We start from the raw sequence: 8,129 nt of genomic DNA on the forward strand, positions 1-8,129 counted from the left end.
TGTCCCTGCTGCCCATGGCCGACGGCATCTCCCTCGCCCGCAAGCTCTGACAAGCCCGGACGAGCCGGATAGGACCAGGCAAAACCAGACGAGCCCTGAACGGGGCCCGGCCCGTACGAGCGTCGACGGCGTACGGGCCGGGGTCCCAGGTCACACGAAGAGCGCCGGCGCCTCCAGCCGCAGGGTGGTGGGCGCCGGACGGGCCTCGGGCACCAGGTGCAGCCGCTGTAGTCCCTCGCCTTCGGGTCCGGTTCCCGCCCCGGCTTCGTCGGTCAGGGCGGCGGCGCAGGAGCAGGGCTGGTCGTCGAAGCCGGCGAAGCGGTAGGCGATCTCCATCATCCGGTTCCGCTCGGTGGCCCGGAAGTCGGCGACCAGGTGCGCTCCGGCCCCGGCCGCCGCGTCGGCCAGCCAGTTCAGGAGCGTCGCCCCGGCTCCGTACGAGACGACGCGGCACGAGGTGGCGAGCAGCTTGAGGTGCCACATCTCCGGGTGCCGCTCCAGCAGGAGCACGCCGACCGCGCCGTGCGGGCCGAACCGGTCGGTGAGGGTGACGACGAGCACCTCGTGGCGCGGGTCGGCGAGCAGGCTCCGCAGCCGGGCGTCCGAGTAGTGCACGCCGGTGGCGTTCATCTGGCTGGTGCGCAGGGTGAGTTCCTCGACCCGCGACAGTTCCTCGCCCGTGGCCCGGCCGACGCGCATCACCATGTCGAGGGTGCGCAGGAACTCCTCGTCGGGGCCGGTCGCCTCGGCGCGCTCCGCCTCCCGGCGGAACCCCGCCTGGTACATCGCCCGGCGCCGCCGCGAGTCCACGGTGCTCGTCGCGGGCGTGAACTCGGGCAGGCCCGGCAGGTCGGGCGCCTGCTCGGCCGGGTAGCCGCGGACCTCGGGCAGATGAAAGGCGACCTCGGCGCGCTCGGCGGGCTGGTCGTCGATGAAGGCGACGGCGGAGTGCGCGAAGTTCAGCCGGTCCGCGATGCGGCGCACCGCCTCCGACTTGGCGCCCCAGCCGATCTCCGGCAGCACGAAGTACTCGGCGATGCCGAGGGCCTCCAGCCGGGCCCAGGCGTGGTCGTGGTCGTTCTTGCTGGACACGGACTGGAGGATGCCGCGGGAGTCCAGCTCGATGACGGCCTTGCGCACCTCGTCGGCCAGCGCCACCTGCCCGTCCTCCAGCAGGGTGCCCTGCCAGAGGGTGTTGTCCAGGTCCCAGACCAGGCATTTGACGGTCGCGGGCCGGTCTTCGCCGGCGGTGTCGCTCATGGGCTCCCCCTGCGGTTCTCGGATGTTGGGCGCGCTCACCGCGGCCTCCCCGACGCGGATGCGGATACGGACTGCGCGGGTGCGGCGGGTACGGGCCCGTCCGGTGCTCGTACAGCCGATGCCGGTACAGCCGACGCCGGTACGGCCGGTGCCGTGCGGTCCCGCGCGGCGACGGTGTGGTCGGCCAGCAGCACCTGGCACAGTTCAGTACTGCCCTCGATGATCTCCATCAGCTTCGCGTCCCGATAGGCGCGGGCCACCGGATGGCCGTCCCGCGAACCGGCCGAGGCCAGCACCTGCACGGCCGACGAGGCCCCGGCGGCGGCCTGGGCGGAGCTGACGCGCTTGGCGAGGACGGTGGCCACCACCTGGTCCGGGGACCCCTCGTCCCAGCAGCGGCTGGCGTGCTCGCAGACCCTGGTGGCCACCTGTTCCGCCGTATACAACTCGGCGAGGTGCCGGGCGACCAGCTGGTGCTGGGCTATCGGCTTGCCGAACTGCTCGCGGACCGCGGCGTGCCCGGTCGCTGCCGCGAGGCAGCCGCGCAGGATACCCACGCACCCCCAGGCCACGGACATCCGCCCGTACGCCAGGGCGGTGGTCACCAGGAGGGGCAGCGGCAGCCCGTACCCGCCGAGCACGCTTTCGGCGGGCAGCCGGACCGCGTCGAGCGCGATGTCGGCGTGGCCGGCCGCGCGGCAGCCGAGCGGGTCGGCGATCCGCCGCACCTCGACGCCGGGCGTGTCGGCGGGTACGAGCACGGCGGCGGCTCCACCGGTCCCATCGGCGCCGTCCACCCCTTCGGCGCCGTCGACGTACCGGCCGAATATCACCAGCACGTCCGCGTAGGAGGCGGCGGTCACCCATTTCTTGCGGCCGTCGACGACGACCGCGTCGCCGTCGCGGCGGATGACGGTGGTCATCGCCGCGAGGTCGCTGCCCGCGTCCGGTTCGCTGAACCCGACCGCCGCGAGCCGGCCGCCGGTCAGCCCGGGGAGCCAGTCGGCCTGCTGCCGCGGCGTGCCGAAGCGCTGGACGGTCCAGGCGGCCATGCCCTGTGAGGTCATCACGCTCCGCAGGGAGCTGCACAGGCTCCCCACGTGGGCGGTGTACTCGCCGCTGAGCCGGCTGCTCAGCCCCCATCCGCCGTACTCGGCGGGCACTTCGGCGCACAGCCGGCCGGCCGCGCCGAGTTCCCGGAGCAGGTCGACGGGGAGCAGACCCGAGCGGTCCCACTCGCCGGCCCGGTCGCCGACCGCCTCGGTGACCTGGGCCGCCGCCTCGGCGACCACGTCACCCATCGAGGCCACCGTCCCGCGGCTCCTTCAGGCGGCAGACCAGCGCCGCCATCACGCGCGCGGTACGGAAGTTGTCCATCCGGAGGTCGGCCCCGCGGATCGCCACCCCGTAGGTCTTCTCCAGGTGCACGACCAGTTGCATCGCGAAGAGGGAGGAGAGGCCGCCCGTCCTGAACAGGTCGGTGTCGGACTGCCATGGCGTGCCGGTATGTCCCTGGAGGAAGTCGAGCAGTTCCTTCTCCACGGCCTCCGGCGCGCCCGTACCGGAGCCGGTGCCCGCGGCCTCGCTCGTCTGGTTGGTCATCGGTTCTCCTCCATGGTGTTAGTGGGGTAAGCGGTGCAAGTGATGTATGCGTCGCGGGTCGCGGTGGCAGTCGCGGCGGCGGTCGCGACGGTCATGGGTACGTGTAGAAGCCCTGCCCCGACTTGCGGCCGTGGCGGCCCTCCACGACGAGCTTCAGCAGCAGGTCGCAGGGGCGGCAGCCGTCGTCCCCGGTGCGTTCGTACAGGACCTTCAGCGAGTCAACGAGGTTGTCGATGCCGATGAGGTCGGCGGTGCGGAGGGGGCCGGTGGGGTGTCCCAGGCAGCCCTGCATCAGCGCGTCGACGGCTTCGGCGGTGGCGGTGCCCTCCTGCACGACGCGAGCCGCGTCATTGATCATCGGATGCAGGACCCTGCTGGTCACGAAGCCGGGGGCGTCCTTGACCACGACGCCGTCGCGGCGCACCGCGGCGAGCAGCGAGGTCACGGCGGCCATCGCCGCGTCACCGGTCCGGGGGCCGCGGATGACCTCGGCCGTCTTGATCAGGTAGGGCGGGTTCATGAAGTGCGTGCCGACGAGCTCCGCCGGGCGGTCGACGGCGTCGGCGAGCTCGTCGATCGGGATGGACGAGGTGTTGGTGATCAGCAGCGTGCCGGGGCGTACCCTGGCCGAGATCTCGGCGAGGACCTTGGCCTTGAGGTCGGCGCTCTCGGTGATCGCCTCGATGACGGCGGTGGCCCGGCCGGCGGCGTCGGGCGTGGCGGCGGTGGTCAGTTCGCCCGGCTCGGTGTCCGGCGGCAGGGCGCTCATCAGCTGCGCCAGCCGCAGTTCGTCGCCGATCTTCTCCGGAGCCCGGTCGAGCCGGTCGCGGTCGGTGTCGACGAGGTGGACGGGCAGCCCGTGGCCGAGGGCCAGCGCGGTGATGCCGACCCCCATCACCCCGGCCCCCAGTACGGTCAGCGCATGGGCCGGCGCATTGCGGCTCTCCTCGTGCGGCGTGGTGGTCACGCGTCCCTCCTCGGCGGGTGGTTGGTGCGGGTGACCGGGGCGTCGCCCGCGATCGTCGGAACGACGGTGCTGAGCCAGTCGGCGACGGCCTCGCCGGTGGTCGCGATGTGCTGTTCCATGATTGAGAAGTGGTCACCGGGTACGTCCACGACCGTGTGCGCGGACGGCCAGGAGGAGCGCCAGTCCCCGGCGTCCGGGGACGGTTCGCCGAGCGGGGTGGAGGCGCGTACGAGCAGGACGGGCGCTTCGACGGCCGGGGGCCGCCAGTCGTCGAGGATGCGGAAGTAGCCGCCCATCGCGGTGAGCCGGGTGCCGTCCATCGGGGCCGCCCGGTCCTCGCGCGCGAACATCCCGCCCAGCAGGACGTCGTTGAACTGCGTGATGCCCGCGTTGTCGGACAGATAGGTGTCGAGCAGCACCACGGCGGCGGGCCCCGCGCCGAGCCGTTCCAGCGCCGCGGCGGCACCGTGCGCGAGGGTGCCGCCGGAGGACGAACCGACGAGCACCAATGCACTGTCCGGATACTGTTGACGGATAGTCAGCGCCTGGAAGTCCAGCAGCGCGGTCATGTCCGCGGGCAGCGCCTCGCCCGGTACGAAGCCGGGGGCGTCCAGCGCGCTGACGCCGAACCGGTCCCCCAGCCGGGAGGCGAAGCGCGCGTACTGGTGCGCGCCGCCCAGGGCGACGACCGAGCCGAAGCAGACGACGACGGGGGCGTCCGCGCGCTCGCGCAGGCGCAGCAGCTGGGGGCAGGCCCCGGAGGCGAGGAAGTCGGCCGCGCTGTCGAACCGGGGCCGCAGGGCGGAGGCGTGTTTCAGCAGCGCGAGGCCCTCGTCGGTCTTTCCCAGTTCGCACGCCTGCCGGAACAGCAGGCTCACCGGGTCGGCGTCCGGCTCCGGCCCGGCGTCCCGCGTCGGCGCGTCGGAGGCCCGTACCGCCGATACCGCGACGGCACCCGCCTTCGATTCGGCTTCGACGGCGGCTTCGGATGAGGCGGTGAGCGCCGCTCCGAGCAGCGCCGCCAGCTTGACGGGCGTGCCGCTGTCGAGCACCGCCGAGGGGCGCAGTCGCAGCCCGGTGGCCTCGCCCAGCCGGTTGCGGAGTTCGACGGCGGTCAGCGAGTCGAACCCGAGCGAGAGGAAGGCGACCGTCTCCGGCACGGCCTCGGCGTCCGCGTGGCCGAGGACGCCGGCCGCGAGGGTGCGTACGACGTCGAGCAGGACGCGCTCGCGCTCCTCGGCCCCGGCCCCGGCGAGCCGCGCGCGGACCGAGTAGGCGGCGGCTTTACGGGGCCGGGCCCGTACCAGCGAGCGCAGCAGCGGCGGCGGGCCGTCGCGGTACGCGGCGAGGTCCAGGTGCACCGGCACGGCCAGCGCGTCACCGGCGCTCAAGGCCGCGTCGAAGAGCGCCATGCCGTCCTCGTCGGACAGCGCGTGGACTCCGCCGCGCGCCATCCGGTGCAGGTCGGCCCCGGCCAGTTCGGCCGTCAGCCCGCTCTGCCGCTCCCACAGCCCCCAGGCCAGGGAGACGCCCGGCAGCCCTTGCCGCCGCCGCGCCGCCATCAGCGCGTCGAGCGTGGCGTTGGCGGCCGAGTACGCGGACTGGCCGGGGCTGCCCAGGACGCCCGCGGCGGACGAGAACACGGCGAACGCCGACAGTTCGCACCCGAGCGTCAGCTCGTGCAGGTGGTGGACGGCGTCGGTCTTGGGCCGCAGTACGGCACGCAGCCGGTCCGGTGTCAGGGCCTCCAGAAGTCCGTCGTCGAGGGCTCCGGCGGTGTGCACGACCGCGCGCAGCGGGTGGTCGCCGGGGATCGCCGCCAACGCGTCGGCTACTTGTTGACGGTTCGACACATCACATGCCAGCGACGTCATTTCGGCACCTTGCCCGGCCAGTTCGGCGGCGAGCGACGCCAGGCCGGGGCCTTCCGGGCCGCGTCGGCTGAGTACGAGCAGTCGGCGCACTCCGTGCTCGGTGACGAGGTGGCGGGCCAGCACGCCCGCGAGGGCGCCGCCGCCGCTGAGCAGCACGGTCCCGTCGGGCCCGAAGGGGGCCGCGGCCGATACAGCGTCCTGGCGGGCCAGCCGGGGCGCGAGGAGCCGCCCTTCGCGGATCGCCGTCTGCGGTTCCCCGGCCGCGAGCACGGTGGTCAGCAGGGCGGTGGTTCCCTGCGGTCCGTCTGTGTCGAGCAGCAGGAACCGTCCGGGGTGTTCGAGCTGGGCGGACCGCAGCAGCCCCCAGACGGCGGCGGCGCCGACGTCCACCGGCTCCTCCCCCGTGTCGGCCGCTCCTCGGGTGAGCACCACGAGGGGCGTGTCCGCGAAGCGGTCGTCGGCCAGCCAGCTCTGGACCTGGGCGAGCGCGTCGGCCGCCGCCGCATGCGCCGCTTCCGGGTCCGTCACAGCGGCGGCGTGGGCATCGGCGTGGGACGGGCAGAGCAGCAGGACCGCATCCGGCACGGCGGCCCCGCTCTCCCCCGTATCCGTATCCGTGTCCGTGAGCAGCGGCTCGGTGGCGAACTCCGGCGGGAGCAGCCGTTCGTCACGCGGGCCGAGAAGCCCCCAACGGGCAGGCGACGGCGCCGCATCAGGGGCCGTGACCGGCGTCCAGTCGAGGCGGAACAACGAATCGGTGGGCGTACGCAGCGCGGCGGCCGAGGCGGCGCGCAGGGTCAGCGAACCGACCGTGGCGACCGTGCGCCCGGCCGGGTCGGTGATCCGTACGGTCACGGCGTCCGGCCCGTCGGGGCGGAGCGTCACACGCAGTACCGGTTCGGCGGATGGTTCGATCGCCGCCTGACTCCACGAGAACGGCAACGGCACGCCGTCAGACGCCTGTTGACCATCCGTCGGCCGGAGCCCGGTCGTCTGGAGGGCGGCGTCGAGCAGCGCCGGGTGCACGCCGAAGCCGCCGCTCCCGGCGCCCGTCAGCGGATCGGGCAGCGCGACCTCGGCGTGGATCTCGTCGCCGTCGCGCCAGGCGGCGCGCAGGCCGCGGAACGCCGGTCCGTACTCGATGCCCTGAGCCTCCAACAGCTCGTACAGATCGTCCACGTCCACCGAAGTCGCCCCGGACGGCGGCCATTCGGACCGTACGGGCGCGGCCTGCGGCGCCTGTGCGCCGAGAGTGCCGTCCGCGTGGCGGGTCCAGGGCTGGTCGGCCGCGGCGTCTTCGGGGCGGGAGTGGAGGGTCACCGGGCGGCGGCCGTCCGCGTCCTCGGGGCCGACCAGCAGCCTCAGTTGTACGGCCCGGTCGGACGCCGGGTCGTTCGGCAGCAGCAGCGGCGCGGCGAGGGTCAGCTCCTCGACCGCGGCGCTGCCGAGCTGCCGCCCGGCGTGCGCGGCCATTTCCAGGTAGGCGACGCCGGGCAGCAGGACCGTACCGGCCACGGCGTGGTCGGCGAGCCAGGGGTGGGCGGCGAGGGAGAGCCGGCCGGTGAAGAGGGTGCCCGCTTCGTCCGGGAGGGCGACGGCCGCGCCGAGCAGCGGGTGCCCGCCGTCGGCCTGGCCCGCCGTCGAGGGGTCGCCGCCGGCGGGGGCCGCGTCGAGCCAGTAGTGGCGGCGCTGGAAGGCGTACGTGGGGAGGTCGGCGCGGCCCGCCCCGGCCCCGTCGAACAGCGGCTCCCAGGCCACCGGCAGGCCGTTCGCCTGTGCCGCGCCCAGGGAGAGCAGCATGCGGCGCGGGCCGCCCTCGGAGCGGCGCAGGGTGTCGAGCACGAGGGCGTCCCGCACGCCGGAGTCGGCGGCGGTGTCCTCGATGCCGAAGGTCAGCGTGGGGTGCGGGCTGATCTCCAGGAAGGTCCGGTGCCCGGCGTCGAGCAGTGCCCGCACACCGTCCTGGAAGCGGACGGTGTGCCGCAGGTTGCGGTACCAGTAGTCGGGGCCGAAGGCGTCGGGTCCCGGCGGGGCCGCGTCGACGGTGGAGATCATCGGGACGGCGGCGGGCCGGGGCGCGATGCCGGTCAGGGACGTGCGCAGCATGTCCTGTATGGCTTCGACGTCGCCGCAGTGGGAGGCGTGGCCTACGGGCATCCGCCAGGCCATCGCGCCCTCGGCCGCGAGGTCGTCGACGAGCGCGCCGACGGCGTCCTCGGAACCGGCCACCGTCACGACGCGCGGGCCGTTGACGGCCGCGACGGACACGCCCAGTTGACGCCGCGTCAGAAATTCGGCGACCTCTTCCGGCGACATCATCACGGTGGCCATCGCCCCGCCCGGCAGGGTGCCGAGCGCCTTGCTGCGCTCCACGGCGACGCGGGCCGCGTCGTCAAGGGACAGCGCGCCCGCCACGCAGGCGGCGG

The 8,129-nt window shown here is 74.2% G+C and carries 5 protein-coding genes; all 5 read right to left on the reverse strand.

What is annotated here, in order from left to right:
- Positions 1–150: 150 nt before the first annotated feature.
- Positions 151–1,260: an HAD-IIIC family phosphatase gene (locus ACFU99_RS24325; protein WP_384395313.1), complete on the reverse strand. Its 1,110-nt coding sequence runs from the start codon at positions 1,258–1,260 to the stop codon at positions 151–153.
- 35 nt (positions 1,261–1,295) lie between these two features.
- Positions 1,296–2,561 (reverse strand): acyl-CoA dehydrogenase family protein, encoded by a 1,266-nt coding sequence (locus ACFU99_RS24330; RefSeq protein WP_384395320.1) that lies wholly within the window; start codon positions 2,559–2,561, stop codon positions 1,296–1,298.
- Positions 2,554–2,862 carry an acyl carrier protein gene (locus tag ACFU99_RS24335; protein ID WP_384395315.1) on the reverse strand — a complete coding sequence of 103 codons (309 nt, stop codon included), beginning with the start codon at positions 2,860–2,862 and terminating at the stop codon, positions 2,554–2,556. Before ACFU99_RS24335 ends, ACFU99_RS24330 begins: the two co-directional genes overlap by 8 nt.
- A 91-nt stretch (positions 2,863–2,953) precedes the next feature.
- The gene (locus ACFU99_RS24340; RefSeq protein ID WP_384395317.1) at positions 2,954–3,829 is read right to left on the reverse strand and encodes a 3-hydroxyacyl-CoA dehydrogenase family protein; all 876 of its coding nucleotides are present in this window, start codon (positions 3,827–3,829) and stop codon (positions 2,954–2,956) included.
- Positions 3,826–8,129 (reverse strand): SDR family NAD(P)-dependent oxidoreductase (locus ACFU99_RS24345; protein WP_384395318.1); only part of this gene is annotated, 4,304 nt, incomplete at its 5' end. The genes ACFU99_RS24340 and ACFU99_RS24345, both read right to left, overlap by 4 nt.

This window comes from Streptomyces sp. NPDC057654, assembly GCF_042800135.1.
Classification (GTDB): domain Bacteria; phylum Actinomycetota; class Actinomycetes; order Streptomycetales; family Streptomycetaceae; genus Streptomyces.